General features: G+C 57.1%; 20 protein-coding genes and 2 pseudogenes. 12 read left to right on the top strand and 10 right to left on the bottom strand.

Annotation, left to right across the window (positions count from 1 at the left end; translation table 11 throughout):
- Positions 1–66 precede the first annotated feature (66 nt).
- A complete protein-coding gene (locus ASD54_RS04605) occupies positions 67–2,787 on the top strand; it encodes a M10 family metallopeptidase C-terminal domain-containing protein (protein ID WP_062553450.1) in 2,721 nt (906 codons plus the stop codon).
- A gap of 61 nt (positions 2,788–2,848) precedes the next feature.
- Here the strand turns inward: ASD54_RS04605 and ASD54_RS04600 are convergent, their stop codons facing one another.
- The 6 genes from ASD54_RS04600 to ASD54_RS04575 all read right to left on the bottom strand — a co-directional run bounded on the left by ASD54_RS04600 (position 2,849) and on the right by ASD54_RS04575 (position 10,576).
- Positions 2,849–3,967 carry a UDP-galactopyranose mutase gene (locus tag ASD54_RS04600; RefSeq protein ID WP_244484673.1) on the bottom strand — a complete coding sequence of 373 codons (1,119 nt, stop codon included), beginning with the start codon at positions 3,965–3,967 and terminating at the stop codon, positions 2,849–2,851.
- A 95-nt stretch (positions 3,968–4,062) separates the two neighbouring features.
- Positions 4,063–5,295, bottom strand: coding sequence for an ABC transporter ATP-binding protein (locus ASD54_RS04595; protein WP_062553448.1), 1,233 nt, complete (start codon positions 5,293–5,295; stop codon positions 4,063–4,065).
- Positions 5,292–6,077 carry an ABC transporter permease gene (locus tag ASD54_RS04590; protein ID WP_062553447.1) on the bottom strand — a complete coding sequence of 262 codons (786 nt, stop codon included), beginning with the start codon at positions 6,075–6,077 and terminating at the stop codon, positions 5,292–5,294. Before ASD54_RS04590 ends, ASD54_RS04595 begins: the two co-directional genes overlap by 4 nt.
- 128 nt (positions 6,078–6,205) lie before the next feature.
- On the bottom strand, positions 6,206–7,384 hold the full coding sequence (locus tag ASD54_RS04585) for a glycosyltransferase family 1 protein (RefSeq protein ID WP_062553446.1): 1,179 nt from the start codon (positions 7,382–7,384) through the stop codon (positions 6,206–6,208).
- A gap of 43 nt (positions 7,385–7,427) precedes the next feature.
- Positions 7,428–8,744 (bottom strand): HlyD family type I secretion periplasmic adaptor subunit, encoded by a 1,317-nt coding sequence (locus ASD54_RS04580; RefSeq protein WP_162249549.1) that lies wholly within the window; start codon positions 8,742–8,744, stop codon positions 7,428–7,430.
- 92 nt (positions 8,745–8,836) lie between these two features.
- Entirely contained in the window at positions 8,837–10,576 is a 1,740-nt protein-coding gene (locus ASD54_RS04575; protein ID WP_062553444.1) for a type I secretion system permease/ATPase, read from the bottom strand.
- A 342-nt stretch (positions 10,577–10,918) separates the two neighbouring features.
- Here ASD54_RS04575 and gmd point away from each other — a divergent pair, with 342 nt between their 5' ends.
- Together gmd and ASD54_RS04565 are read left to right on the top strand one after the other, a co-directional pair.
- Positions 10,919–11,890, top strand: coding sequence for a GDP-mannose 4,6-dehydratase (gene gmd, locus ASD54_RS04570; protein ID WP_062553476.1), 972 nt, complete (start codon positions 10,919–10,921; stop codon positions 11,888–11,890).
- Between the two features lie 74 nt (positions 11,891–11,964).
- Positions 11,965–12,903: a GDP-mannose 4,6-dehydratase gene (locus tag ASD54_RS04565; RefSeq protein WP_062553443.1), complete on the top strand. Its 939-nt coding sequence runs from the start codon at positions 11,965–11,967 to the stop codon at positions 12,901–12,903.
- Positions 12,904–12,939: 36 nt separating this feature from the next.
- On the opposite strand, the gene ASD54_RS04560 is transcribed toward ASD54_RS04565, so the two are convergent.
- Positions 12,940–13,803, bottom strand: a complete 864-nt coding sequence (locus ASD54_RS04560; RefSeq protein WP_156379070.1) for a hypothetical protein — start codon at positions 13,801–13,803, stop codon at positions 12,940–12,942.
- Between the two features lie 167 nt (positions 13,804–13,970).
- On the opposite strand from ASD54_RS04560, the gene ASD54_RS04555 reads away from it, so the two are divergent.
- Positions 13,971–15,200, top strand: a complete 1,230-nt coding sequence (locus ASD54_RS04555; protein ID WP_062553475.1) for a replication initiator protein A — start codon at positions 13,971–13,973, stop codon at positions 15,198–15,200.
- Positions 15,201–15,856: 656 nt separating this feature from the next.
- Entirely contained in the window at positions 15,857–16,063 is a 207-nt protein-coding gene (locus ASD54_RS26795) for an antitoxin VbhA family protein (protein ID WP_062553440.1), read from the top strand.
- A gap of 319 nt (positions 16,064–16,382) precedes the next feature.
- Here ASD54_RS26795 and ASD54_RS26445 read toward each other — a convergent pair whose 3' ends face one another.
- Entirely contained in the window at positions 16,383–16,532 is a 150-nt protein-coding gene (locus tag ASD54_RS26445; RefSeq protein WP_156379069.1) for a hypothetical protein, read from the bottom strand.
- 17 nt (positions 16,533–16,549) lie between these two features.
- On the opposite strand from ASD54_RS26445, the pseudogene ASD54_RS25960 reads away from it, so the two are divergent.
- The 3 genes and pseudogenes from ASD54_RS25960 to ASD54_RS04530 all read left to right on the top strand — a co-directional run.
- Positions 16,550–16,726 (top strand): annotated as a pseudogene (locus ASD54_RS25960) (IS3 family transposase); the annotation flags it as partial.
- Positions 16,727–17,487: 761 nt separating this feature from the next.
- Entirely contained in the window at positions 17,488–17,889 is a 402-nt protein-coding gene (gene mobC / locus ASD54_RS04535; protein ID WP_062553438.1) for a plasmid mobilization relaxosome protein MobC, read from the top strand.
- 3 nt (positions 17,890–17,892) lie between these two features.
- Positions 17,893–19,662 (top strand): annotated as a pseudogene (locus ASD54_RS04530) (conjugal transfer protein TraA); the annotation flags it as partial.
- A gap of 210 nt (positions 19,663–19,872) precedes the next feature.
- Here the strand turns inward: ASD54_RS04530 and ASD54_RS04525 are convergent.
- The gene (locus tag ASD54_RS04525) at positions 19,873–20,196 is read right to left on the bottom strand and encodes a hypothetical protein (protein WP_062553436.1); all 324 of its coding nucleotides are present in this window, start codon (positions 20,194–20,196) and stop codon (positions 19,873–19,875) included.
- Positions 20,196–20,879: a ParA family protein gene (locus tag ASD54_RS04520; RefSeq protein WP_062553435.1), complete on the bottom strand. Its 684-nt coding sequence runs from the start codon at positions 20,877–20,879 to the stop codon at positions 20,196–20,198. The genes ASD54_RS04525 and ASD54_RS04520 overlap by 1 nt, the downstream gene beginning before the upstream one ends.
- A 422-nt stretch (positions 20,880–21,301) precedes the next feature.
- On the opposite strand from ASD54_RS04520, the gene ASD54_RS04515 reads away from it, so the two are divergent.
- The 4 genes from ASD54_RS04515 to ASD54_RS04500 all read left to right on the top strand — a co-directional run bounded on the left by ASD54_RS04515 (position 21,302) and on the right by ASD54_RS04500 (position 25,894).
- Positions 21,302–22,468: an AGE family epimerase/isomerase gene (locus ASD54_RS04515; RefSeq protein ID WP_062553474.1), complete on the top strand. Its 1,167-nt coding sequence runs from the start codon at positions 21,302–21,304 to the stop codon at positions 22,466–22,468.
- A gap of 100 nt (positions 22,469–22,568) precedes the next feature.
- Complete coding sequence (locus ASD54_RS26880; RefSeq protein WP_062553434.1) at positions 22,569–23,990, top strand: phosphomannomutase; 1,422 nt, start codon at positions 22,569–22,571, stop codon at positions 23,988–23,990.
- A 57-nt stretch (positions 23,991–24,047) separates the two neighbouring features.
- Positions 24,048–25,481 (top strand): mannose-1-phosphate guanylyltransferase/mannose-6-phosphate isomerase, encoded by a 1,434-nt coding sequence (locus ASD54_RS26875; RefSeq protein WP_062553473.1) that lies wholly within the window; start codon positions 24,048–24,050, stop codon positions 25,479–25,481.
- Between the two features lie 137 nt (positions 25,482–25,618).
- Complete coding sequence (locus ASD54_RS04500; protein ID WP_156379068.1) at positions 25,619–25,894, top strand: hypothetical protein; 276 nt, start codon at positions 25,619–25,621, stop codon at positions 25,892–25,894.
- Positions 25,895–25,896: the final 2 nt, after the last annotated feature.

Genomic DNA, 25,896 nt, shown 5'->3' with positions numbered 1-25,896 from the left:
TCCTCATTGACGAAGCAATGACCTCGAAATACCCCTTTAGTTTAGGAGCTTTTCCTGGGGGATTCCATGGCTACCATTCAAGGGATTTATGTTGCGCTGTTCGGCCGTCCGGCTGATCCAACGGGTCTTACTTACTTCAACGGTGTGACAAAGAACGGTGCTGATCTTACAGCCATTGGCGATCTCGCTGCGACAGCAGAATACAAGGAACGTTTTGCAGGTCAGACGAACAGCCAGATCGTAAATTCAATATACAAGTCTCTGTTCAACCGCGATGCGGAAGCAAACGGCCTAAAATTTTTCGTCGATGGACTGACCAACGGAACGTTCAACATCAAGAATATTGCGATTGCAATTCTGGATGGCGCTCAGGGTTCCGATTTGACCACAGTCAACAACAAGATCTCTGCCGCCAATCTATTCACGACTGCACTGGATACCACGCCGGAAATCGAGGCTTATAAGGGGACCGCGGCTGCGGTGGTCGGTCGTAACTTCCTGGCCAACATCACAGATCAGGCCAGCACCGTACCCACTAAGGTCGGCGCAGATACGGCAGTGGCTTCTCTCCCAGCACCGGCAGCGCCTGTCCCAACATTGCTTGGCCAGTCCTTCACACAGGAAGCCCTGACGGGCGTCAACGTCAACAGTATTTCCGATCCGCTGTTCGCCTCGCAATGGTATCTGAAGAACAATGGCGATCGCGGCGCTTCCGCGGGCCTCGACGTCAATATCGCGGGTGCCTGGGCAAGCGGGTATACCGGCAAGGGCGTTCGTGTTGCAATCAACGATGACGGTATCGACATCAACCATTCTGAATTCCAAGGCATTCTGCTGAAGGACCTCACCTTCAACTCCGCCACAAAGGCAACCGGCGCCAACGCCTACACCGCAGGAAATGGTGGCTATGCTCCCGATGCCGACGCCAACGAACACGGAACGGTGGTAGGCTCCATCGTGGCCATGGCGCTTGATGGCAAGGGCATGGTGGGCATGGCCCCCAATGCAAATCTCGTCTCCAGCCTTGCGGTCAGCAAGGGCAGCAGTGTCGATGTACCCGCCCTGTACAACTATATGACGGATGTTGCGAAGGTCGATGTCTCCGTCAACTCCTACGGTCTGGATCCGGCCTTTTCCGAAAATTTCTGGTCGCAATCGCCAAATCAGGCAGACAGAAGTTACCTGGCTGCCGTCGAAAAGGCAGGCCAGCAGGGTCGCGGCGGCCTTGGAACTGTGGTCGAGGTTTCGGCAGGTAACGAAGGACCCGCCAAGGCTGATACGGCCATGACCGGCTCCACCAACAACAAGTACATCATCACCGCCGGTGCCATGAATGAGTTCGGCAACAAGGCCAGCTATTCCACGCCCGGCGCTTCCGTTCTCGTTTCCTCCTTCGGTGGTGAAAACCCCGATAGCAAGGACCAGTCCATCAATACCGGCTTTGGCATTACCTCTGCCGACATCACCGGTTCGACATTGGGCTACAACAAGACCGATGCTGCCAATGGCGATTATTCCTTCCAGAATATCGGTACCTCCTATTCCGGCCCCATGGTCGGAGCCGCCGCCGCCCTCATGCTGCAGGCAAACCCGCTTCTCGGCTTCCGCGATGTTGCCAACATCCTGGCGCTGACGGCCCGCGCTGTTGGAACGACCAACAACTATATCACGACGAAGGGCGATGGGCTGAACTTCGGCGGCATGCAGTTCTCTCGTGATGTCGGCTTTGGCTTGATCGACGTCAGCGCAGCCGTTCGCCTGGCGGCCTCCTGGACGGACGCCGCGAAGACTGCAGCGAACTGGGTGAGCTCCGAGGCAAAGAGCGGTTCTGCAGCCGCGACGATCAGCGGTACAGGCACGACGGTGACGGCAAACCTCACCAAGAACGTCATCATCGAGCGCATGGAGTTCGACCTCAACCTGACCACGGCAACATCCAATGATCTGAAAGCCGTCATCACTTCGCCAAACGGCACAACGATCACGCTGTTCGATGAACCGATGGTCGGCAAGGATGCCGCCTCTGCCGTCTGGCCCGGCACATTCCAGATCGGCGCGACCGCCTTCTTCGGCGAACAGAGCGCAGGCACCTGGACGCTGCAGCTGATCGACAAGAACACCGGCACGGTTGCGGAGTTCAAGGAATTGACCGTTCGCGCCTGGGGTTCGGACGTGACCTCCGACAACCATTATGTGCTTGTGGACTCCTTCACTGGATCCAAGACGGTCAACGATGCATCCGGAACCGATTTGATTGATGCAGCGGCTGTCAGCTCGGCAGTCACGATCAACCTCAATGCGGGCCAGACCTCGACCATTGCGGGCGGAAGCTTCGTCATCGCGGCGGGCGTCCAGATCGAAAACGCCTTCGGTGGTGCTGGCAACGACACCCTGATCGGGAATGATGTCGGCAACGTTCTGCGTGGCAATGGCGGGGCCGACACATTGACGGGCAATGGCGGCGCCGACGTCTTCATGTACGGAAATGTCAATGAATCGACCGCCCAGGCGACCGACACAATCACCGATTTCGTGGTTGGAACCGACAAGATCGATCTGCGCCTCATCGACGCCAACCTGAAAGTGGCTGGCAACCAGGAGTTCCGATTCCTTGGCCAGACATCTACGGCCCAGGCCAATGGCCTGGCCTTTGACTTCGTCAGCGGCAACACCCGCATCTTCGGCGATGCCGATGGCGATGCAAACACCGTAGAATTCCAGGTGGTGCTGACGGGCCAGAAGAACCTGACAGCATCCGACTTCTTCGGCCTCGAACTCGCAGCCTGATAGATAAGCTATACCTCATGAAAAAGGCCATCCCGGAAACCGGGATGGCCTTTTTCGTTGTTCATCGGTGATCTTGGATCCACTTCCCGACGTGGGTCAGCGACTGGTTGATGACCTGGTGCATGTCCAGATACTGGTAGGTGCCACATCGGCCGATGAAGACCAGCCGGTCGTTGGCAGCCGCTTTTTCCTGATAGAGTTTGTAGATCTTCTCGAAACGGCCATCGCTCGTCTTGACCGGATAATAGCGCTCCAGGTGATTGTCCTTGTAATCGCAAGGCTCTTCCACAGTTCGCAACACCGTGCCCGTATCCGAGACGAGGTGCGCAGGGATCCGATGCCACCAGGTCTCGCGGGTATAGGGAGACGTGTCGGTATAATTGATGACGACATGCTCAGGCGCATCCGCTTTCGGGACTTCCGTCAGATGAAAGCGGATCGAGCGGTAGGGAAGTTCTCCAAATTCGTAGCCGAAGAATTCATCGATCGGCATGCTGTTGAAGCAGGCATCATAGTCCGCCAGCATGCTCGCGCTGAATTCGGTATTCAGGCGCATGGAAATCTTCGAATGGTCGAAAATCCGCTCGAAGATCTTCGTGTATCCGTCCTTTGGCATGGCCTGGAACGTGTCTGACGGAAAGTAACGATTTTCGCGATCGGTTCGAATTTGCAAGCGCTGCACAACCGATGCATCCACTTCGCTGAGATCGAGCTCCCACATCTTCTGCGTATAGGGGCGGAAGAAGAGATCTGTCAGATCCGGTCCGATCTTCGAATAGAGATGATCCTCGGCACTGGTGATGGGGTCGCGCGCAATGACGCGGGTCGACAGGAAATCCGCAACCTCCTGCGGCGTTTCCAACTGCGTACCGAAGACAGCATTGACGGTATCGAGATTGACAGGCGCAGGCACCAGCCGCCCATCCGGCAGACGAGCGACGACGCAATGGTCATAAGGTACCCAGTCGGTAAACGTGTTCAGCCATTCCACGACGCGCATGTTGGAAGTGTGAAACAGATGGGGGCCATAGTGATGGATCCGCACACCGCTGGAATGGACATAGTCATAGCAATTGCCCGCGATATGCGATCGCTTGTCGATAACCTCCACCTCATATCCGGCTTCGGCCAGTTCCCTGGCATAGACGGCTCCGGCAAAACCGGCCCCAACAACAAGCACCCTGCTCAAATCCGACCCCTATAGCCATTCGCGAATCACCCGAATGACTATGTGCAGGATCGAATTGCACCGGGCTTACCTGTCTTTCGCGGCGATTAGCCTCCGGTTCGTTTGAGATGAAACTCGCTCGGCAGATAAATCCGCCCGTCGAAGGTCTGCTTGCTGGTATTGGCAACATCGAAGATGATGGCGAGATCGCGCCATTCATAATTATCCTCGATGTGGTTCTCGCCACCCACCAGCGCTAGAGCCACAGAATAGGTGCCGACCCCCAGATCCGCCCTGAAGCGCGCGGAGAACTCGATCTCTTCGCCAGCCTTTACATCGGTCAGCGCCTGTTCGCTGTAATAGGTGTTCGTGCCATACATGGTCTGACCGAAGCGGTCCTTGATCGCGTAGCCGAAGACGAGAGATTCCACATCCTCATTCGCTTTGGCCTTCACGCGAATGGCGACCTCTGCTCCCACATCCAGCGTATCGATGGGGCCGCCCTGCGCATCTTCCAGCCGCGCTTCGACAATCGAAACCCTGCGCGAACCGGAACTCGTCTGGACGCGGCCATCCTCCCGCTCTTCGGTGAGGATCGGTTGCGCTTCCTTCTGCCCGAGAAGGGCGTTGTAATAGTCGAGAACAGTTTCTGGCTCTCCATCGAGCGCCACGGCACCTTCGTGCAGCAGAATGGCGCGGTCGCAAAGGCTGAGCAGCGCCATCCGGTCGTGCGAAACGAGGATCAGGGTCGTACCCTGCTGGCGAAATTCCTTGATGCGGTCGAAGCTCTTGTGCTGGAAATAGGCGTCGCCTACTGAGAGCGCCTCATCGACGATGAGAATGTCGGGACGAAATGCTGTCGCGACCGAGAAAGCAAGCCGCATGTGCATGCCGCTGGAATAGACACGCAGCGGCTGATCGAAATAGCTTCCCAGTTCGGAAAACGCCTCGATGCCCTCCATGGCCGCGGCAATATCCGCATGCTGGTAGCCCATGAGGCCGAGCGCATGGAACACGTTCTGGCGGCCGGTATAATCCGGATTGAAGCCCATCCCCAGTTCAAGGATGGCGGAGATCTTGCCTGAAAGACCGATATTGCCTTCGGCCGCGCGCATGGTGCCGGTAATCAGCTTGAGCAACGTGCTCTTGCCCGCGCCATTGCGACCAACAATCGCCAGCGCCTGCCCTGCCTCTACGGTGAAACTGATATCCCGCAGAACCCAGCGCTCTTCCGGCTGCCCGACGGGAAGAGAAAACCAGCCAAGAACGCGATGCAGTTCGTGCCGATAGCGACGAAAAACCTTGCCGACCTTGTCGACGGTCATGACCACATTCGTCATAGCACATCCACCATTTCAGGGCTTGCCTTGCGGAAGAGCGTAAAGCCGAGAGCCAAGAAAACCAGTGCCAGAAAACCAAGCACGCCAAGCACCTTCAGGTCCGGCATGGTGTTGTAGACCATGACGCGGTGATAATTCTCGACCATCCAGAACAGTGGATTGGCCTTGATGATCGACTGGAAGGCGGGCGGCAGAATGTCTTTCACATAGACGATCGGCGTCATCCAGAACAGGAACTGAATGATGATCGGTACGATCTGCCCGACGTCGCGAATAAAGACGTTCAAAACGCCAAGCGTGACGCCAAGTCCGGCGGCAAAGGCCGCATTGACGGCAATGAGAACCGGCAACCACAGGACATTCCAACCCATCTGGAAGCCGGCCAGCGTGAAGACAGCCAGCAGCACAACGAAGAAGATCAGGTTGTTTATGACCGAGGTGATGACGACGACCAATGGCAAGGCAATGCGGGGAAAGGCGATCTTCTTCAGAACATTGCCGCTTTCGATGAAGACATTCATGCTTCTGCTGATGATCTCGACAAACAGCAACCAGCCCTGAAAGCCGGCCATCAGGTAGATGGCATAGGCAAAGGTATTATCGATGCCGGGCAGTCGCTGCGACATCACGGACGAAAGAACAAAGGCATAGGTGACGATCTGGGCGAGCGGCGCAATGACGAGCCACAACAGGCCGAGGCGGCTGCGTGCCACGCGGTTCCTGAAATCGGCCTGCACCGACGTCACGATGAAATATCGATAGTTCCAGATGGCATTCAGCATGGATAAGGGGTCGCCTTGCCTGACTGTTTGGTTTCACCAGGCGCTTTGACGAGCACCTTTATGCATTTCCGGAGAAATGCCTTGGCAGTCGACTAAAGCATTTCTCCTGATAAGCCTATCCTGAAGGACTATTTTCGGTTCTTCAGCGCGAGCGCATAGGCATGCGCGGTATCTTCGGCGCAACGCTGCCAGCTGAAGGTTGCAGCACGGGCAAGACCATCGGCGCGCGCCTTGCTACGCCAGGCCTCATCGAATAACGCCCGTTCGCAGCCTTGCGTCATCTCGTCGATCCGGTCCGGCTGAGCATAGAGCACCGCACTGCCCCCCACTTCCGGCAGGCAGGACAAGGGTGACGTCATGACCGGCACGCCGGACGCCATGGCTTCAAGAACCGGCAGACCAAAACCTTCATACCAGGACGGAAACGTAAAAAGGGCAGCACCAGAAAGAAGGTGCGGCAGGTGGTCATTCGGTACATAACCCAGATACTTGATCCAGCCTTCCCGCTTGCCCTGCTCTATCCGGTTCAGGATATCGGCATTGTTCCAGCCCTTGAAGCCTGCAAGCACCAGAGGGCGCTTCTCACGAACGGAAGACGGCATCCGTCCATAGGCTTCGATGAGATTGGACAGGTTCTTCCGGGGTTCGATCGTTCCGGCATAGAAAGCGTACTCACCGTAGGCCAGACCATAATGAGCCAGAACCTCGGCAACCTCCTCAGCAGCCCGCGGCCTGAATTCTTCGCCGCATGCCAGTTTTGCAACGCTGATCCGTTCTTCCGGAAAGCCAAAATACGAAATGATCTCTGCTTTGATGTAATCTGAATCGGTGATGATGCGATCGACCCGCTTCAACGAGGCCTCCACTTCGCGACCGAGATAGGTCACCCGCTCACGTGGATGGAAATGCTGCATCGTGAAAACGGACAGATCGTGGATCGTCACGACCGAGGCACCGGGAAAGCGCGGAACATAGAAATTTGTGCCATGATAGACATGGTTTTCCAGACCGGCGAAGGGCGATTTTTCCGTGCGCGCCTTCAGGAAGCGATAGGCATCAACGACCAGACGGCTGCGGGCTAGAAACCGCTTCAATCGATGAACGGGGCCACCATGAAAAGCACGAACCGCATCATCCGCGCTCAGCGAACTGGCATCCGGCAAACGATCGACGAAGTTTTCGCCATCGAAGAAACGCAGGCTCTGCACGTCCGGAAGATGTGGCAGATGACGAGCAAGCTCGTAGGTGTATCGACCAATACCCGTCAGCGGATACTTGATCGATTGCACCGATAGAACGACATCCATGCGGACCCCTAGCCCTGATTGATCACAGAGGCGATGCGCGTGATCAATGCTCTTTCATGCTCTTGTGGAAGGAGTCGATCAACGGCTTCGTCAGATACTGTGCAAAGGTCCGCTCGCCTGTCGAGATGATGACGTCAACCGGCATACCGGCAACGATACGACCCTTGATTTCCGGCGGAACGTTCTGGTCGTCGACGCGCACGAGCGCTTGATAGTAGGGCTCGCGGTTCGTGCCGGCTTCCGGCTGGATAACATCCTTGCCGAGAACAGAGACTTCGCCATAGATCGCAGGCGTGGTCTTGGCCGAGAAGGCGGAGAAGCGCACTTCCACCTTGGCATCAGAGCTTACGCTATCGATGTCGATCGGGCGGATCTGGGCATTGACCAGCAGATCGTCGTCCAGCGGCACGATGTCGAGAAGCTGCTCGGCCGGACGAATGACGCCGTTCGTGGTGTGAATGCGGATATTCTGCACCATGCCGCGCACAGGGGCGCGAACCGTGGTCCGCTCCAGCACATCCTTGGCAACGCGGGCGCGCTCACGCACTTCCTCGATCTGGTCGCGCACTTCCTTGTGCTCGCTGACGGCTTTGTCGGCATATTCCTGCTTGGTCTGGACGATCTGCAGCTCGGTTTCGCTGATCGTCTCGTGAATCTTGGCAAGATCGGTTTCCGCTTCGCCGCGAATACGCTGCATCTCCAGCAGCTGACGCGTCATTTGCGAAATCATGTTGATCGGAACGGCGCCTGTCTTCAGGCCATTGTTCATGCGATCCATTTCTTCGTTCATCGACGCGACCTGCTTGTCGCTCGCATTCAACTGGTTCGTCAGGCCTTCCGTTGCCTTTGCCAATTGCTGGATGCGGGAGTTCAGGATTGCGACCTGACCATCGCGGGTCTTGAGACGGGTTTCCAGAATGTTTTTCTGGAGCGCCATGGCAGCCTTTGCTTCCGGCATACTGCTGGTCAGCAGGCTTTCAGGAAAATCAATGTCTGCGCTTCCCTTGGCTTCTGCCACAAGACGGGCTTCCGCAGCCTGCAGATAGAGAAGCTTGGTGCTCCAGACCGTATAGTTGCCGGTCGCCTGGGTCGGATCGATCTTGACGAGAATATCGCCCGGATTGACGATATCGCCTTCCTTGACGACGATCTCCGAAACGATGCCGCCTTCCAGATGCTGGATGGTCTTGCGATTGCCTTCAACCGAAACGACACCGTGGGCAACAACACCGCTGGCCAGAGGCGCAGTCGCAGCCCAGGTTCCAAAGACGCCGAGTCCCAGGAACACGGAGGCATAGCCCGCTGCGATATAGGGCTTGGGAGAAAAGGAACGCTTGGTTTCAGGTTTTGCTTTCGTCATCTCAGGCATTCACTTCTTTCGCTAGCGCCATCATGCGCCGATTGTCGTCCACCAGATCCCGGCAGGGACCTGCCTTCATCGCGTGGCGCCCCTTAGGACGCCGCACTGCGCTCCTGCGACTGACCGCCTTCGCCCTGCCCGGCCGGTTGCTGGGCAACGGCGGCAACGGCAGGCTTCGGCTGAAGCAGATCGCGGGTTGCACCAAAGCCCTGCATGCGGCCCTGCGCCAGAACCAGCGTCTTGTCCGACATGGCCACAAGGCTCATCTTGTGGCTGACGAAGAGGATGGCTTTGCCCATCTGCTTCAGCTTCAGGATAACCTGGTTGAGAGCCTCTTCGCCTTCGCTGTCGAGGTTCGCATTCGGCTCGTCCAGAATGATGACGGACGGATTGCCATAGAGTGCACGAGCCAGACCAACGCGCTGGCGTTGACCGCCTGAAAGCGATCGTCCACCGACGCCGATCTGCGTATCATAGCCATCCGGCAGGTTCTGGATCAGGTGATGCACGTTGGCAAGCTTGGCCGCCTCGATGATATCATCCGGATTTGCATCTTCCCGGAAGCGCGAAATATTCTCGGCAATCGTACCGGCAAACAGTTCCACACTCTGCGGCAGATAGCCAAGGTGGCGACCCAGCGCATCGGCATCCCAATGCTGGAGTTCGGAACCATCGATACGGATCGTACCGGCAGCCGGAGGCCAGACGCCGACGAGAGCACGCACGAGACTGGACTTGCCAGCCCCGCTCGGACCGACGATCGCGACCGCCTCACCGGGGTTCACCAGCATTGAAACACTGTGAACGAGCGGCGTCTTGCCACCAGGAGCAGCTACGGCCAGCTGCTCGATATGAAGTGTGCCGCTTGGGGCCGGAAGCGGCAGCTTTTCGTCTTCTTCCGGCATTTCAACGAAGATCTTGTTCAGGCGATCATAGGCCTGGCGGGCGCCGAGGAACTGCTTCCACTGACCGACGACCTGGTCAACAGGCTGCAAGGCACGGCCCATCATGATCGAGGCGGCGATGATGGAACCGGGCGAAATCGCACCTTCAAGCGCCAGATAGGCACCGGCACCCAGAATGATGGTCTGCAGGGCCATACGCACGAATTTGGAGATCGAGAGCAGAGCGCCGGAGCGGTCGCTGGCGATCGCCTGGCTCTCCAACATGCCACGATGCATGAAGCTCCAGCGCGAACGAAGGCTGTCTTCCATGCCGAGCGCACGGATGACTTCGACATTCTGCAGCGTCGAGTTGGAGAAGTGCATGGCACCCTGGCTGGCCATGGTGGCCTGCGACAGGTGCTTCTTGGTCATGAATTCGTTGGCAATAGCAATCGCGAAAATGATTGCTGCACCAATGAGTGCGATCCAGCCGATCAGCGGGTGGAAGAGAAAACAGACCGCGAGGAAGATCGGCATCCATGGCAGATCACAAAGAGCGATCAGGCCGGAACCGGTCAGGAACTCACGGAGACGGTCGATGTCCATGAGGGCAAATTCGGAACGCGACTGCGGGCTCTTCAATGTCGACGTGATCACGCGGCTGAAAACGCTTTTCGCAATCATCTCGTCGAAGCGAAGACCGGCGCGAACCAGAACGCGAGAGCGGATCCACTCCAGCAAGCCGTAGAGAGCCAGCATGGCCAGCGCGATGACCGTCAGCATGATCAGCGTCATTTCACTGCGGCTATGAAGGACGCGATCGTAAACCTGCAACATGTAGAGCGGGCTTACGAACATCAGCACGTTGATCGCGATACTGAAGATCATCGTCGCGACTATGATCGTGCGATAGGTCGTCAACGCCTGCTGAAACGGATTTACTTTCATGAAGCTATCTTCCAATCGCTGCTGTCAGGACATGCCCTGCGAATACAGTACCGTCATTTACTGACCAACGTATCAACATTATGGCTGAATTGCGATGTCTTTCAGCCCGTTGACACTGAATCCCCCCGGTTCATAGCGAAGTTTGTCACAAAGGCAATGGGAAGTGGAAACTCAACTATAATGTGCACTCGACTCTGTTCGTTGGTGCGAGGAATTTGCCACGGATCCGCTTGAACGATAAAGGGGCATCCGCTAGAGGGCTCAGAATCAATAATATGAATATCAGCTAACAGCGACCCTTATCTAAGCAGATGACGCTGCTTGACCAACCAGGAGCATGAAGTGACCCGCAAAGCTTTGATCACTGGCATCACCGGCCAGGATGGCGCCTATCTCGCCCAGCTTCTTCTGTCCAAGGGCTACGAAGTTCACGGCATGGCCCGTCGTTCCAGCACAGCCGACGTCAACCTCACGCGCCTGAAATGGCTGGGGATCGAAAAAGACGTGCAGATCGTCGATGGCGACCTGCAGGACCTATCTGGCCTGGTCCGCACGATCACGACGATCAAGCCGGACGAAGTCTATAATCTCGCGGCACAGTCCTTCGTGGCATCCTCCTGGCAGCAGCCGATCCTGACCGGTCAGGTGACCGCGCTCGGCGTTACCAATGTTCTGGAAGCCATTCGTCTGGCAAAGCCGGATGCCCGCTTCTATCAGGCATCGTCCTCGGAAATGTACGGTCTGGTTCAGCATCCGATCCAGTCCGAGCAGACGCCCTTCTACCCCCGTTCGCCTTACGCCGTCGCAAAGCTCTATGGTCACTGGATCACCGTGAACTATCGCGAAAGCTTTGGTATTCACGCCTCCAGCGGCATCCTGTTCAACCATGAATCTCCGCTGCGCGGTATCGAGTTCGTGACCCGCAAGGTCACCGACAGCGTTGCCCGCATCAAGCTGGGTCTTTCCAAGGAACTGCGCCTCGGCAATACCAGCGCCAAGCGCGACTGGGGCCACGCCAAGGACTACGTTCAGGCCATGTGGCTGATGCTGCAGCAGGACAAGGCTGACGATTACGTGGTGGCCACCGGCCGCACCTCGACCGTCCGCACCATGTGCGAAATCGCCTTCGAACATGTCGGCCTCAACATCGACGACCATCTCGTCATTGACGAGAAGCTGTTCCGTCCGGCCGAAGTCGATATCCTGCTCGGAGATCCGGCCAAGGCGAAGGCCAAGCTCGGCTGGGAACCGACCACGAGCATGGAAGACATGATCCGTGAAATGGTCGAAGCTGACCTGAAGCGCCTTTCCTGATCGGCGCTTAAGATTTTATCCTGTCCCGCTTGATCGTGGGGCAGGATCATTCGTGAAGACAGGAGCACGTCACCATGCCGAAGCGCCGCCTTCTGATCACCGGATCGCAAGGTTTCGTGGGACGTGCCGTCACGGCCCGCATCCTCAGCCATCATGCTGACCGGATCGAACCGGTCGAGTTCATCGACCCAGATACGGCATCTCGCCCCGACATTACACACGCGCAGGCGGTCGAGCGCGCCATTGGCGCTGCCGAGGCCGATGCAGTCCTGCATCTGGCAGCGATTGCTGCACCACGGGAAGCCCAGAAGGATCCGACGCACGCCTGGAGCGTCAATGTGATGGGCACGCTCCATATCGCAAACGCCATGCGCCGCCTGACACCAAAGGCACGCCTGATCTGGTCGGGCAGCTCGGAAGCCTATGGCAATGCCTTCAACAGGAGCACCAGCCCCGTTTCGGAAGGGGCTGCCCTTGAGCCCATGAGCCCTTACGGCGCCACCAAGGCGGCAGCCGACATCATGCTGCGGCAAATGGCCGAGGATGGTTTCGAGGCCATCGCCTTCCGGCCGTTCAATCATACCGGGCCCGGGCAGACACCGGATTACGTGGTTCCGGCCTTCGCAGAACAGATCGCCCGCATCGAAGCAGGCCTGCAGGAACCGATCCTCAATGTCGGCAATCTGGAAGCCCGCCGCGATTTCCTCGATGTGCAGGATGTTGCGGAAGCCTATCTGCTGGCAGCTACTGGCCCCCTCCCCGCTCGTCGATGCTACAATGTATCGACCGGACAGCCCGTGATGATCGAAGCCCTGCTGCAGGGCCTGCTGGCAAAATCGTCAAGATCGATCACCGTTCAGGTCGATCCTGCCCGCTATTTCCCCAACAAGGTGGAAACAGCCTCCGGCGATCCATCGTCATTGACGAGCGATCTGGGCTGGTCTCCATCGATCGATTTGCAAGAGACGCTGCAATCGGTTCTGGACGCGCAGCGCGCCCGACTGCGCAACTGACCGGATCATCACCAGAGGGTGATGATCCGGAAAATCCTATTCCTCTGCAAACGGCAGATGCCTCGCATGGCCACGCATGGCGACGGCACTGAAGCGGGGCGGCTCGTAATGCTGTTCTGCGGTGAACGGGCCGATGAATAGCGCCTCGCTGCAGAGATCCTCGCGCACGAAGAAGGCATTCACTCCGAAGATGTCGCAACCCACAAGCCGGTAGCCATGCTCGGCGCCAATGCGCTCCATTGCCTTGAGGCTTGCCCCGAACTTGGTCGTTCCGGCCCAGAACTTGTCCTCGCGGTAAGGGACTTCATAATCCGTGCTCGGCGGATAGTGGCCGTTATATTCGATGCAGAAGAGACGCGGACGAAAGCGCATCAGCTTCCGCCAGACATGCGACGTGTTGTAGTCGATATCGACGGAAATATAGTCCGGCGTTACGAAGCCACTCTGTTCGACCATGGCTTCCACATTGTCGAGGGTGACCTTGTCATTGACGAAGGCAAGCTGCCCATCGGCAATGGGTGTGCGCATCAGATTGCGGATACAATCGGCTTCCGCATCGCCTGCCTCAACCCACAGGCCGCGCCATCCTGTCTCAAGCAGGAGCCGGGTTGTATTCTCGATACCGTCACCTGCAGCAATCTCGATGAAGGTCTTGCTGTCGGTTCCGATACGGCGGAAGATTTCGGCTATGATGCCATCTTCATTGTTCTGGCTATAAACCTGTCCGTAGGCAGCAGAGATTGATCTCTGATCCGAATAGCGCGGGGATTTTTCCTTGAGAAGGTCGATATAGATCCCGCTGTTGAGTTGGGAAATGCGGTCGAGCCGCACAGATAACTTATCGATTTCAGCCGAAAAATGCTTGCGATCATCGGGCTGGATGACCTTGATACTCTGCATCACCTCCTTGAGGTGCTGTTTCAATTTTGCTAGCATTTTCGGCATTTCCTGTCATTGGATAGGGGCTCGCCCTCGGTGATGCCAGAGCGACGACGTTCGGGACGGTTCATATACCAAATGTCGATGATAGAAACCCATTGCTTGGGATCGAAAGCCTGCAGGACGGAATGAAACGCTCGAAATTCAACCTGATGCCGCGCGAGGAATTCGCCAGCCTCTCCCTGCACGAGAAGAATGCCTATCTGCAGGACCTCTCCAAGCGTTTTGCCGACCTTCACGGCCGCGACCAGTGTGAGCTGGACAAGGATGCGCTGAGCCGCCTGCGGCGCTATTACAGCCGCCGCGTCTGGGCCGACCTCAAGCTCGACCAGATCGAGGATGACGATAGCCCGATCACACGCGCAATCCGCAATCTCGGCGAAGCCATCCGCAATGAAAGCCTGCAGGCCGATATTGCAGCCGTGCTGATGCAGGAGAGCAAGCCCAAGCGCATCCTGCGCTCGGCCCCTCCGGAAGATGCACAGCTGACCTTCTTCGTGCCGACCGTCTATGACGCGCCGATCAAGGACGACGTCAACCTGATGGATGTTGCCCCCTTCTCGCTCAGCAAGCGCTCGAATGCCGGTATCATCCGCTACGAGCTGAAAGACAGCCTGATCACCATCGAGGGCGGCGCCGAAACCGGCCTCGCAACCGTGTTCGACTACGACATCTTCCTCAACATGGTCTCGCATCTGGCCGACGAGGTCACGCGTTACCGGCGTGAGGAGGCCAAGGGCTTGCGCCCCAGCCTACCGCCGAAAACCTATCGTCCGAGTGCCTCGCATGTCCTGAAATTCTGCCGTCGCTCCGATGGCGGAAAGTCCTATGAGGATCTCGAAGCCGCTCTCGATCGTCTGGCCAATACCACGATCAAGGTGGTGAACCTGTCGAACGGTCGCCGCCGCCAGGTGGACAGCCGCCCGCTCATCGGCGGCTACAGCGTGGTGAGCCGCACCAATGCCAACCGCATCGACATGATCGAAATCACCATTCCCGACTGGGTCTATACGAGCGTGGTGCGCAACGAGAAGACCATTCCGCTGCTGACGCTGCATGAGGACTACTTCCTCATCAGTTCGGGCCTTGGTCGCTTCATCTATCGCCTGGCGCGCAAGGCCGCTGGCAAGGGTGAGGCAACCTACAGCGTGCGCGAAATCTACAAGCGCAGTGGCTCCACCCAGGAATATCGCAAGTTCGCCTATGACCTGAAAGAGTTCATCACCCGCACGCAGGCCTTCCCCATGCCGGACTATGATCTGGCGCTTCAGGAGGGTAAGGACGGGACCGTTCTCGTCATGAAACGGCGCGAGGAAACGGCTGCCCATAACGTGCCGACGCTCATCGACAGCGAGTGAAAAGCCACTCGTTTTTGTCGGTCATTTTTGTCGTGAACTTCCGTACATGACCGACGACAAAAATCATTCGCCATTTCCGTACATTGCCGACGACAAAATAGAATTGCCCCCTCTTTGTCGTGCCTGTGGACAGACCGTACTTGACCGACTTGTTTCCGTACTTGGCCGACGACACTCCGTACTTGGCCGACATTTTTCCGTACATCGCCGACGACAAAAATCGATAAGCCTCTGATTTGAAGACAGAAAAAGCCCTTTTTTTTTCGTAAAACTATATAAAACAATCAAAACTAGACAAAAACTGCGCGAGGGCGACAAAAAGCCGACAAAACGCACAGCGGGAAAGAGGCTTTTGAAGGGGTGAAGGAAAAATCCGGAACGACAAAAACGGGTTTTGAGTGCACCAAAACCAGCCGATGCCAGCTAAAAACTGACGGTTTTTCCGCCCCTGATCCAAGTCGGTTTCCAGCCAGAATCTGGCAGGCAAAAACAGATTTTGTCGCGGACGCGAATTTTGACATTTTTGTCGTGTCGGTCAGGTACGGATGGCACAACGAAGTGATCCCCCTCTTCTTATCTCCTCTAGATCGACCCCGCATTCGCTGGATATTCGGCTCTCTTTGTGCTAATTTGAATGTTAACTGGAGGCTCTGCAAATGCATCTTGATGCCCCTCGACCCGATCGCTCTCCGGAAGCTGTTGCAGCACGGAAGAAGGCTTCAGATCAGGCACGCGCTGCAAATATGCGGCAGGGTTACACCGGTGACCCGATATTGGAAGAAGCGAAGGCCCGCTACGTCGCTGGGGACATCACTTCCGAGGAAATACGCCAAGAGATGCTGGCCAGATTCAAGCGCCCTTGATCATCACCTATCCATTTATAGCGGCCGCCAATGATCTCAAGCGGCTAATACCTTGAGGGTCGGAACATCGGATATGATTTTCCGACCCAGTTTGTATTGATGTTGGGTTCGCCAGTGATAAGAGCCACCGGCTGATGTCATTTGCGGTACTATGGGTTCCGCAGGGTGGAAGGTCGAGGAAGGGCCGATCAAAACGGATCTTTATACCCTCCTGAGTACAAAGCCGATTGGCGTAGTTGGGCCGGTTCATCCTAGGGCTATGCTGCGGACTGAAGTTGCAAACCTTCATTACGGGTTGTTCGCCGACGATCTTGCCGTACTATTTGCTGAGCATGACTCCGAAGCCGCGAGGGTCAAGGTAGAAGAGAGCGGCCACAAGTGACAATGTCGCCGTGTGCTGCAGATCAAGCCATCCGGTCAGGCCATCGCCAATAACTGCCATACTGATCGCAATCGGCAGTTCAGACATAATCTCCGATGCCGAGAAACCTCTTCTCATCACTCAAAACGGAAAGGACAGCTCGCAAGGTCTATAAGACCAAGGAAGATGCAAAGGCGGACGGGTTCGATTACACCGAGCGCTCCTACAATCCAAAGTGTCGCCATTCAACACTAGGCTACTTCAGCCCCATGGAATTTGAAAACAAGATGGGATTAGCTTAGCTAGGTGTCGGAAAAACCGGCAGCAGGCCATAGTGCCGAAGGACCGGGTCGCGGCCTCTATCGAATAGACCTCAAGCACGAAGAAAACGCGTTCTCGACTTGCCATCACTTGACGACCGTTTTCCGTCCTTCAATCGTCTGTCGGTGTCAACCTTTCATTATTTACTACCAGGTGGCCGGCCAGGGTACGGCCTTTTCTGCTGACCCTCGCCGCTATCTAGCCAGTCGTTGGCGTTCGGCTTCAGCTTGAATAGCCCCTACATGGGTTAAATCGGCACATCAGTATCGTCGTTAAGATCATAACATCGATGCCAAACTACCATGTGGATGCACGCAGGTTAAGATCAAAACCACCGTGTGAACACACGGTAATTTGCCGTCATTAAACCACACGAGTTAGTCGTGTGGTTTGGTACGAGTGTACCGGCCGAGTGGTGAACCCCGGAGCCGCGTGAGGCCTCAATTGGCGCTCGCACGCAGGGTGCCAAGGGCGAAGAGCGAAGCGTCCCTTGTCACCTCGAGTACGAGGGACAGACAAAGGCCTTCGAGATCGGTTTTGGCGGTGAACCCTGGTGAGCGTTCCAACGGAAATAACGCGAAGCGAAGCGGAGCCAGTCAAGGGGTGGAATTAGATTGAAATTTGGAAATAGTGCTTTAAGTGAGAGTGGCAGGATACGCAAAAATGTTTTACATTTTGCATTGCCATCGTGGAACGTGCCCACGATGAGTGTCGCGAGGCTCCGAACAGGCTTGATTGATTGATGAGCGAAGACACGATCGAAGTAGCGTCAGCCAAGCAACGCAAGGGGCGTCTCATCAACGCCCGTGTCAGCGATGCTGAGCATTCGGCTATCGAAGAAGCGGCCAAGTCGGCCGGTATGAGTGTGTCTGCTTTTTTCCGTTCGCTGCTCCTCGAGGGTGCTGGTGTTCGCCCAATTCTGACTGTGGAAGACAGGTTGATCATGGGCGCACTGCTCGAAGACATGCGGATGATCGGCATCAATTTGAACCAGGTCGCGCGCTCCCTGAATGCGGACAAGGCTGTCCACCCTTCCGAGCTGGACATCAATCTTGGCAATGTCCAGCGGATACAGGCGGCTGTAATGAGTGAGCTGCGGACACTTTCGCGCCGCGCCGGCCATGAGCGCCGAGGGGAGGTGTAGGCCGTGGAGTTCTTCTTTGGCACTTTCACAAGCGAGTGGGAGCAGAGACGCGCGGCGCTCTTGCATGACATGACGCTTGGCGGCCGTGGGAGTGCCGTAGAAGAAGAGCTTGAGAAGAGACTGAAAAATCTCCAGCACCAGGTTGGAATGTCAAAAGGCGGATCCGGAGCCAGGGGAGGCGGGAGGACTTCGGCCTCGATGTTGAATACCACATCCAGGTCTCGGTCGCTGGCTGACGGTTCGGGTGCTGCGCGATCGATGGACGTTCGTCTTGCGAGCGTTGCCAAAGGGAGCCAGCCAGCCGTGGTTAAGCTGGCGTCCTACGGTGGTGGCGCCCGTGTCGGTTCGATGCTCAACTATGTTTCCAGAGGGGGGGAGCTGAAGGTTGAGAATGAGAACGGCGAGACGTTGCGTGGCCGTGAGGAGCTGGCGCGTCTCCGTGGCGATTGGGATCACCTTTTCCAGAACAGGACCGAGAGCCGCGATATCGGCGCGTTCAGCGTCGAGGTGAGCTTGTCCGGCGGCTCGGACCGACATGAGCAGGTGCGGGACATTCTTGAGCGTGGCTTTGGTAATCGGCGCTATGCTTTCTGTGTCGAAACCCAGAATGACGGATCGCTGAAGATTGAGGGCTATGTTGTGTTGCGCAGCGGGCAGGGCGAGCGACTGACGGCGGACGCGAAGGCGGCCGACATCGTTCAGGTGCGTTTCAACGCCAGCGTTGTTGCAAAAGAGGCCTCTGCGGCTTTCTCGTTCAAAGGCTATGGCAACGGCGTGGAATACGGCGCTGCCAAGTTGCGAGACCTGATCGCGCAGCGCAACGACGTTCGGGACGATCAGGGTCGCTCGATTGCCGATGACAAGGCTGCAGGCGATCTCGTGCAGAAGGAATGGCGGCATGAGCTGCACAGCCGCAAGAGCCGTGACGTGATGCACGTGATCCTATCGGCGCGTGCCGGCACGGATGCAGTCGCGTTTGAAGGAGCTGTTCGCGACTTCCTGGCTGAGCAGTTTGCGGGCCATCGCTATGTCTTCTCCCTGCACGATCCAGAGAACGATCCGAAGGAAGTCTCTGAGGGCGGCAAGCGGCCGCATGTTCATGCCCATGCCATCGTCACCATGCGATCGGAAGCGGGAGACCGGATCGAGACGACTCCGGCCACCTTCCGGCAATGGCGGGAGGTCATGGCCGAGAAGGCGCGTGACCACGGCATCAATATGGAAATGACCGATCGGCGCGAGTTTGCTACGCCGCCAGCCTTCACGCGTAATCAGGTTCGCGCCGTCAAACATAACGGTCGAACCGAGCATGTAGGCACCAGCGAGCCGGCACAGGCGCGATATGACGCAAAGCGAGCTGGTCGGCGCGTGGTGGCGACGAGCCAGAGAAGCCGCCAGTACATTCTAGAAGCTCAGGAGACCTGGCAGAAGATTGCAGTCAACGCTGGCGACACAGTGGTTGCGGCCTACGCCGCACAGCATCGCTCCTATCTCGAAAGCGGCGTTACCCAAGGGGATCAATCGCCTGCTGGTTCAGTCATTCATGCGGATTTTGGCCGTGATTACCGCTCCAATATGGTCGCAATCAGAGACATGTTGTCGGAGGCAAAGGACATGCGCGAGCAGACACGCCCAGAGTTCGAAGCGTACGAAAAGACGGTTGAAACGGCTTTGTTCAACCTTCAGCGCAGCGCTCTCCCAGAGGACCGGTCAGGCTTCGAAGAGGTTTCCTCCCTCGCTCGCGAGATCGTCGATCTGCGCAGGCAGATGCTCGAAATGAAGGAGCGTGGGCTTGATGAGCAGGATGGGGTCTATACCTCGCAAGATCGCCTCGATGCAGGTGTACATGTCCCTACCCCTACCCCTCCACGACAATACTCAAGGGCTCTAACAGGAGAGTCCCAATCAACGCGCCTTCAGTATCTTGAACGGGAGCGTGCTGAACGAACGCAGCGCGACCGTGAAGATCGTGATCGTTAGTGTTTAAATCCCCGCCTTGCGCATCAATTCGTCCAGCGCTTCGCCATAGGACATGCCTGTCTGGTTGCAGTACTGCTTAAAGCGGTTGATGACGTCGATCGGGGCGCGCACAAAAGCCTGATCAAGCGGTTCACTGACACGCCGGATCCTCTTCACGCGCTGGACAGGTTCCCGGCTTTGAAAGCCCACGCGTTCGGCGGCGCGATCGGCTGCCTCCTCTTCATCCCGCACTGGTGCAGCTTTGGTTTCTAGTGGCTCAGGCGCGCGTGGCTGGAAGGCGGAGAGATCGAGTTTCTTCGGCTTGCCAAATCCAAGATCGTTGCTCATCAGGCGGCGCGCTCCGTTGCATTGGATTTGAGAACGTTGAGAACCTCTTCGGTCAGCTGGATCGCGTTGTCGATGGCAGCGTCCAGACCGTTGACCTTGGCAGGGTTGAGTTCAAAGAGGCTGGTCCGCTCCATGAACATCGCATTATAGGCCTCTCGTCGATAGAGATGGGTTTTAAGTACCGGCAGCTCGTTCTCCAGCATCTGGGTGGTGATCTCCCGCTCGATGCGGCGAATGAAGGGTGGCGGGCTCGTACGGTTGAATGCGAGCGTAAAATTGATCTTGCGGCCGATATCTTCTTCGCTCTCCCGCACGAGGCCAACGGCGCGCGCTGCCTGCTTTGCGTCAAGCGCACTGCCGCCGAGCGGGATCAGCGTCAGGTCGGCTCTGATGATGGCTCGCGATGCCAAGCGGCTGGCTGTGCCCTCTAGGTCGACGAAGACGAACTGGGCTTCGGCGGCGGCCGTATTGATCAAATCGCGAATATTCGCTTCCGTTGCATCGCTGATGACTTTGAGAGGTAGCTTGCTCGGGCCCTTGCGCCAATCGGTGATGGGTTTGTTCGGATCGGCGTCGATGATCGTCACCGTTCCCCCCTGCTGCGCGAGCGCCGTGGCGATTGCAAGGATGGTCGTCGATTTTCCGGCTCCGCCCTTCGGATTGGCGGCACAGATGACAGGCATGGCGAATCTCCGCAAGAATGCTTTCGCGAAAGCTATCGAAATAGCATTCCTATCGCAATCAGATTGATAGCATACAGCTAGATGATTGATTGATATCTATCTAAATAGCAATCAAATATCTTTTTGATGTCAATCAACATGCAATCAGAATGATATCAGCTTGCAATCATGATAGCATGCTGACCGATATCGTGTTTTATCTGCAATACTTCTGATCAATGGGCAGCGAAGGACAAAGCTCGACGTCTTCCCAAGACAAGCCCGGCCGGATAAGCCTCCTATGCAATTTAAGCCCGCAAGAGACGAGATCACTTGGCCCCCTTGAAACAAATGCTGACGAACAGAGAGAAACAGGCTTGAACCAACAATCCGCAGCCCGCGCAGATCACGAGACACCATTCCGATCGCAGGACCCGTTGCAACTGCTCGACAGCCTCAATCGCTCGGCATCAGAACTGAAGGTCTGGCTTCACGACCATGCGCTTCCTTTGTGGCTAGCAGAGGGTTTTCATGGCCCGGATGGAGGCTACTCGGAAACACTCACCCTGACCGGGCAAGCGACGACCAACCACCGTCGGTCCCGTGTGCATCCACGCCAAGTTTTTTGTTTTGCGGAGGCGGGCACCCGCGGATGGGGCGGTGAGTGGCAAGACGCGGTTGAGAGCGGTTTCGATTACTATGACCGAACCTACCAACTACCGAACGGCTTCTACGCCAGTCTCGCCGATCATGAGGGTAGGGTGCTCGACGAGAGCTTCGATCTTTACAATCAGGCATTCGCAATTCTGGCCTATGCCCATATCGTAAAGGCGCAGCCCCATCGCCGTTCCGAGCTCGGCCCACGCGCAACTCAGATGCTCAACATCTTGAAGGCCGCTTACGCCCATCCCAAGGCAGGCTTTGAAGAGGCAAGCCCCAGCAAGCTGCCTCTTTGTTCCAATCCGCATATGCATCTGTTCGAGGCGGCGATGGCCTGTGAGACGCAGGCCGGATTCGACCATGAGATCTGGCGCGCCCAGGCCGACGACATTGCCGAACTCTGTCTGACACATTTCATCGATCCGGAAAGTGGCGGCTTACGCGAATTCTTCGACGGTGAGTGGCAGCCGCACCCGGATGAGCGCGGTCGCATCATGGAACCTGGACATCAGTTCGAATGGGCATGGCTCTTGACGCGTTGGGCGATATCCAGAAATCGCCCGGATGCACTTCAAAAGGCCAAGCGGCTTTTTGAAATCGGCGAGGGGTATGGCCTCTGTCCGGTACGCAAAGTTGCAGTCATGGCTCTGCTGGACGATTTTTCCGTTCACGATCCTCTCGCCCGCCTGTGGCCACAAACCGAATGGCTGAAAAGTGCCATGCTGCTGGCTGTCGTTACGGAAGGTGAGGAGCGGCAGGCCTATCTCGCATCGGCCATGCGTGCCGTAAATGCGCTCCAGTTCTTTCTGGATGTGCCACTCAAGGGCCTGTGGCGAGACAAGCTGAAAGCCGATGGCAGCTTTGTGGATGAGGATGCACCGGCAAGTTCCTTCTACCATATTGTGTGCGCCATCTATGAATTAGAGGACTGCCTCGCACGCCTTGCTTGACACAGGGCAAGAACAGCTTAACCCAGCACACGAATAAATGTGCGGGTGGGCCTGTTGCAGGAGAGAATGGGCCGCTACGCAAGGACATGAGGACCTTGTCATGAAATTCGGCACCAGCGGCCTTCGCGGACTTGTTACGGAACTTGAGGGCCATGCCTCTGCGCTCTATGCAACGGCTTTCGCGTGCCATCTGCTTGAAACCGGCATGGCAAAGGCAGGCGACGAAATTTACGTGGCAGGAGATTTCCGCCCGTCGAGCCCCTCTATTGCCGATACATGCATCGCAGCATTGGCTGCTTCTGGCCTGAAGCCCGTCCATTGCGGGTTCATTCCAACCCCGGCGCTGGCGCTTTATGCAATGTCGCGCAAGCGGGCCTCGCTGATGGTGACGGGTTCGCATATCCCGGCAGATCGCAATGGCATTAAGTTCTACCGTCCGGACGGCGAGATCGACAAGAATGACGAGCAACAGATCACTAGGATTGCCCGGGAGCTGGGTGATGCCGAATTCGATCTTGCCGCGTTCGACGCTCCCGACCAGGAAGCGCAGGCACTCGGCCAGTTCCTGGATCGCAATGCCAAGCTTCTGAAGAGCGGGGCACTGGCGGGGCTGAAGATCGGGGTCTACCAGCACAGCACCGTCGCACGCGATGGCCTCGTTCAGGTGCTGAAGCACTATGGTGCTTCGGTCCTGGCGCTTGGTCGTTCCGAGACCTTTATTCCCGTTGATACCGAGGCAGTTTCCGAAGAGACCATAGGCCTGCTCAGAGGTTGGGCTGCCGAGCACCGACTTGACGCGATCGTTTCCGCTGATGGCGATGGCGACCGGCCGCTCGTGGCAGATGAGACCGGTACTCCCGTGCGGGGCGATCTTCTCGGCCTCATCGTTGCCCGCCTGCTTGATGCCCGGATCGTCGTAACGCCTGTGACATCGAATTCAGGCATCGAAGCCGCCGGAACCTACAGCGTCACCCGCACGCGCGTTGGCTCCCCCTATGTCATCGAAGGCATGAACGCGGCGCTGGCGGGTGGCAAACAGGCCGTCATGGGCTTTGAAGCCAATGGCGGCGTCCTGACGGCCTCGACCTTCTCCCTGTCCGGGGCGGATCTTGAGCCCCTTCCGACACGCGACAGTTTCCTGCCGGTTCTGGCAGCGCTTGCCTTGGCGAAAGGGGAGGGCAAGCCGCTTTCTGCAGTTGCTTCCTCGTTCAAACTGCCCTTTGCCGCGGCGGACCGATTGGAGAATTTTCCGGTCGAGACGAGCGCTGCGCTGATGGCGCATCTTCGTCAGTCGGACGCGAACCTTTCCACTTTCCTGCAGCCGATCGCCACTGTTGCAAGCAAGAGCGACATCGATGGATTGCGGGTCACGCTCAATGACGGTCGTATCATCCACTTCCGTCCATCCGGAAATGCGCCGGAAATGCGTTGCTATGTCGAGGCAGGCGACGAACAGGCGGCTGGCGACTTGCTGGAGCAGGGCCTCGGCCTTATTCGTCAATGGGCTGCGGGCAACCGCTGAAGAAAACCTGCGCGGGGCCGCTTGGCCCCGCATTCACTGGAAGTCTGGGAGATATTCGTGAGCGTCAAGATCATCCCCGTCATCATGGCTGGCGGCAAGGGAACGCGTTTGTGGCCGCTGTCGCGTGCAAGTGCACCGAAGCAGTTCATTCAGGTCGTTGGTGACCGCACCCTGTTTCAGGAAACTCTGGAGCGGGTTGCTGATCCGGATCTCTATGAGGCACCGATCGTCATCACCAACCAGGACTTCCGCTTCCAGGTTGCTGAGCAGGCACGTGAAGTGGGTGTAGACCTTTCCGGCATCCTGTTGGAGCCCGTTGCCCGCAACACGGCAGCTGCGATTGCGGCAGCTGCCTTCTTCCTGACCACCCGTTTTGGCGAAGATGCCGTGCTGCAACTCCTGGCGTCCGATCATGAAATCGATGCGGGCGCGCATTATCGTAAGGCGATCGAGATTGCTCGTGATACGGCACTCAGCGGAAAGATCGTGACCTTCGGGATTACCCCGACCGAACCTGCGACCGGCTATGGTTACATCGAGCAGGGCGAGGCTTTGGAAACGGGTGCCTACCGTGTGAAGCGCTTCGTGGAAAAGCCGCCTGTCACCAAAGCTGAGGAAATGCTGGCCGCCGGTGGCTTCTACTGGAACTCCGGCATCTTCATGTGCAAGGCAAGCCTGCTCTTGAGCGAACTCCTGGCCTTTGCGCCGGAGGTTTATCAGGCGGTCCAGGACGCGGTTTCAAACGCCGCGACCGATCTCGATTTTGCGCGCCTCGATGAAGCAAGCTTCTCGAAGAGCCCGGACATCTCCATCGATTATGCGGTGATGGAGAAAACCTCGAACGCTGCTGTCGTCCCTTCCACCTTCCCCTGGTCGGATCTCGGCAGTTGGGATGCAGTCTGGAAGCTCGGCGAAAAGGACGAAGGCGGCAATGTCGTGCTCGGCAATGCGACTGTGGTCAACAGCGAGAATTCGCTGGTTCTCTCCCGCTCGACGCATCTTGCCGTTCAGGGCCTGAAGGATATGGCGGTCATCGCCAGCGAAGACGCCGTTTATGTCGGCCGTCTGGATGAAGCGCAGGAAGTCGGCAAGCTGGTCAAGAAGCTCGCCGCTTCAAAGGCAACCTCAGACCTTACCCAGACCCACCCAACATCCTATCGTCCCTGGGGCGGCTATACGTCGCTGCTGCATGGCGACCGCTTCCAGGTGAAGCGCCTCTTCGTGCTTCCGGGCAAGAAGCTCTCGCTGCAGAAGCATTTCCACCGTTCCGAACATTGGGTCTGCGTCAAGGGCACGGCGGAGGTGACCGTCGGCGACAAGGTGATGTTCGTTCGCGAAAACGAATCCGTTTACATTCCACAGGGCGAACTGCACCGGTTGCACAATCCCGGCAAGATCATGCTGGAAATGATCGAGGTCCAGACGGGTTCCTATCTCGGGGAAGACGATATCGTGCGCGTTTCCGATGAATTCGGGCGCGAAAAGAACTGATCGAGAGAGAGAAGGCGTGGCGGGATAATCCGTCGCGCCTGACTGCCTGAAGGGTCGAAGACCGACGATCCCTGTTCCCGATAGTGGACAAGGCATTAGCCGTCGAGGCGGACGCACTACAAGGACGTCTCGACGGCATGGGGCAGAACAAGGCCCGTGCATCCTGTATAGCGGCAAATGGTTACCAATGTTTTGAGCCAGCCTCTGTCGCTGAAATTTCCTCGATCAGCGCCTTCTGTTCAGCAAAGCTACAGGCAAGCCAACGGAAAATAGTGATAATTTTAAAGGCTGCTCTTGCTTCGGGGGCGTTGCGCCTCAATTTCCCCCGGATTGATGGCAAGCTAGACACCATGATTGAATATAAAGATGTGCTAATTGACACCCCAGTGGCACATGCTTTGATGGAGGACTAAAA

This window comes from Rhizobium sp. Root149 (assembly GCF_001427345.1).
In the GTDB taxonomy this organism is placed as follows: Bacteria; Pseudomonadota; Alphaproteobacteria; order Rhizobiales; family Rhizobiaceae; genus Neorhizobium; species Neorhizobium rhizoryzae.
Note: the sequence above shows the minus strand (reverse complement) of the source record. Positions and strands in the feature narration are given on the sequence as shown.